The organism is Mycobacterium sp. NAZ190054, assembly GCF_001545925.1.
Taxonomy (GTDB): domain Bacteria; phylum Actinomycetota; class Actinomycetes; order Mycobacteriales; family Mycobacteriaceae; genus Mycobacterium.
On the sequence record NZ_LMVQ01000399.1, the window covers coordinates 1 to 2,387 of the forward strand.

The 2,387-nt window shown below is 71.9% G+C and carries 3 protein-coding genes and 1 pseudogene; all 4 read left to right on the forward strand.

Features of this window, described 5'->3' with window-relative positions; translation table 11 throughout:
- Window positions 1–524 (forward strand): DUF4129 domain-containing protein (locus tag ASJ79_RS22635; protein ID WP_156448587.1); only part of this gene is annotated, 524 nt, incomplete at its 5' end.
- Window positions 521–1,003 carry a hypothetical protein gene (locus tag ASJ79_RS22640; RefSeq protein ID WP_067960184.1) on the forward strand — a complete coding sequence of 161 codons (483 nt, stop codon included), beginning with the start codon at window positions 521–523 and terminating at the stop codon, window positions 1,001–1,003. The genes ASJ79_RS22635 and ASJ79_RS22640, both read left to right, overlap by 4 nt.
- Window positions 1,000–1,962 carry a MoxR family ATPase gene (locus ASJ79_RS22645; protein WP_067960187.1) on the forward strand — a complete coding sequence of 321 codons (963 nt, stop codon included), beginning with the start codon at window positions 1,000–1,002 and terminating at the stop codon, window positions 1,960–1,962. Before ASJ79_RS22640 ends, ASJ79_RS22645 begins: the two co-directional genes overlap by 4 nt.
- A pseudogene (locus ASJ79_RS34360) lies at window positions 1,959–2,387 on the forward strand (DUF58 domain-containing protein); the annotation flags it as partial. The gene ASJ79_RS22645 and the pseudogene ASJ79_RS34360, both read left to right, overlap by 4 nt.

Below are 2,387 nucleotides of genomic sequence, written 5' to 3' on the forward strand. Positions count from 1 at the left end.
CCGAACGGGCGCGCGAGGCGGGGACGACGCCCGACCCGCCGGCGGGGCAGGGCGGTGGCGCGGTGTTCACCGCGCTGGCCGGTACCGCGATCGCGCTGTTCCTACTCGCGATCGTCGCGATGCTCACCGGCCGCAGACGCCGGCCGTCCCAGGCCGGAATCCCCGAGCCCGGTGTCCCGCCGGCGCAGACGCCCGAACCCGACCTCGCGCGGGCGGCCGAACTGGGGCTGGCCGAGATGGGGGATCTCAGCCGGGATCCGCGCGAGGCGATCATCGCCTGCTACCTGGCGATGGAGCGGGAGCTGGAGAAGTCACCGGAGGCGATCCCGCAGGCGTCCGACACCCCGACCGAGGTGCTGGCCCGCGCGATCGCGAGCCGCACTCTGCGTGCCGACAGCGCCACCGTCCTGGTCGAACTGTTCGAGGAGGCGCGGTTCAGCCCGCATGTGATGAACGAGGGCCACCGCGCCGACGCGGTGGACGCCCTGCAGCAGGTGCAGCGCCGGTTCCAGGCCGCGACATGACGAAAATCGTTGCCGCCGGCGTATTCCTGATCGTGGTCGTCCAGGCGTTCGCGATGACGCAGCTCGAACGTGAGCTCGTGCTCGCGGTGACCGGCGTGGCGTTGGCGTGCGTGCTGCTCGCCGTCCGTACCCACCTGAACCACCGGCAGGACGACGAGGCCGAGGCGGTGGCCGACGAGGCGGCCGCGGCGATGCGCCGCTGGTTGTCCCGCACCGAGACGCTGATCTCCTGGTCGGAGTCCTCCCGCGCGGACTGGGACCGCCGCCTGCGCCCGATGCTCGCCCGGCAGTTCGAACTCGCGGCGGGACATCGGAAGTCCAAGGACCCGAGGGCGTTTCACGCAACCGGACGGATGCTGTTCGGCGACGAACTGTGGTCGTGGGTCGATCCGGAGAACATCTCCCGGACCGGCAGCACCGAACCGGGCCCCGGTCGGCGCACGCTCGACGAGATCCTGCGGCGATTGGAGCGGCTGTGAGCACACCCGCGGTGACCACGGCCCGCTGCGAGTCCGTCCTCGACCAGATCGGACGCGCGGTCGTCGGCAAGCGCAACGCGCTCAACCTGATCCTGATCACCGTCCTCGCCCGCGGGCACGTGCTGGTCGAGGACCTGCCGGGGCTGGGAAAGACGTTGATCGCCAAGTCCTTCGCGGCCGCGCTCGGCCTGGAGTTCACCCGCGTGCAGTTCACCCCCGATCTGCTGCCCGCCGACCTGCTCGGCTCGACGATCTACGACATGCAGTCGGGCCGGTTCGAGTTCCGCCGCGGGCCGATCTTCACCAATCTGCTTCTCGGCGACGAGATCAACCGGACCCCGCCCAAGACGCAGGCGGCGCTGCTGGAGGCGATGGCCGAACGACAGGTCAGCGTCGACGGTGTGACGCACCCGCTGCCGGAGCCGTTCCTGGTGCTGGCGACCGACAATCCGATCGAGTACGAGGGCACCTACCCGCTGCCCGAGGCGCAACTGGACCGGTTCGCGATCCGGCTGGAACTGAAGTACCTGTCCGCGGCGGAGGAGACCACGATGCTGCGCCGCCGCCTCGACCGCGGCTCGGCGCCCGCGACGGTGGCGCAGGTCGTCGACGGCCACGACCTGCTGGCCATGCAGGAGTCGGTCGAGCAGGTCAGCGTGCACGATGACGTGCTGCACTACGTCGTCTCGCTGGCGGCCGCGAGCCGGCAGCATCCGCAAGTCGCGGTCGGCGCCAGCCCGCGCGCCGAGCTGGACCTCGTGCAGCTGGCCCGGGCCCGCGCGCTGCTGCTCGGCCGTGACTACGTCGTCCCCGAGGACGTGAAGGCGCTGGCCGTGCCCGCGCTGGCCCACCGCATCAGCCTGCGGCCTGAGATGTGGGTGCGGAAGGTGCAGGGCGCCGACGTGGTGGAGGATCTGCTGCGCCGCACCCCGGTGCCACGCGCCAGGGGCGCGCCGTGACCGTCGTCGAATTCCGTTGGCGCGCTTCGGCTCTGACCGGGTCGATGGCGACCTGCGCGGCGGTGGCGATCGTCGTCGCGGTGCTGACGGGACGGTGGGAGCTCGCCGCGTTCGCCGCGCCGCTGCTGGGCGTTTTGTGTTCGGCCGGCCTCCAGCGGGGGGTCCCGGCGGTCACGGTGGCCGCGGAGCCCGCGTTCCAGAGATGTTTCGAGGACGAGCCGGTACGGGTGCGGCTGTCGGCGCGCGCGGACGACGGCAGCGCGGTCGCGCTGCGGTGCCCGGTGGTGACCGGAATGACGGTCGACGACGACCCGGACGTCAGAACCTCGGTGGCGCGCGGCTTGCGGCACTCGGGGTTCGACGTCAGGGTCGCCGCGACGGGGAAGGAAGCGCTGCGGCTGCTGTCCAGCGAATCGCACGACGCG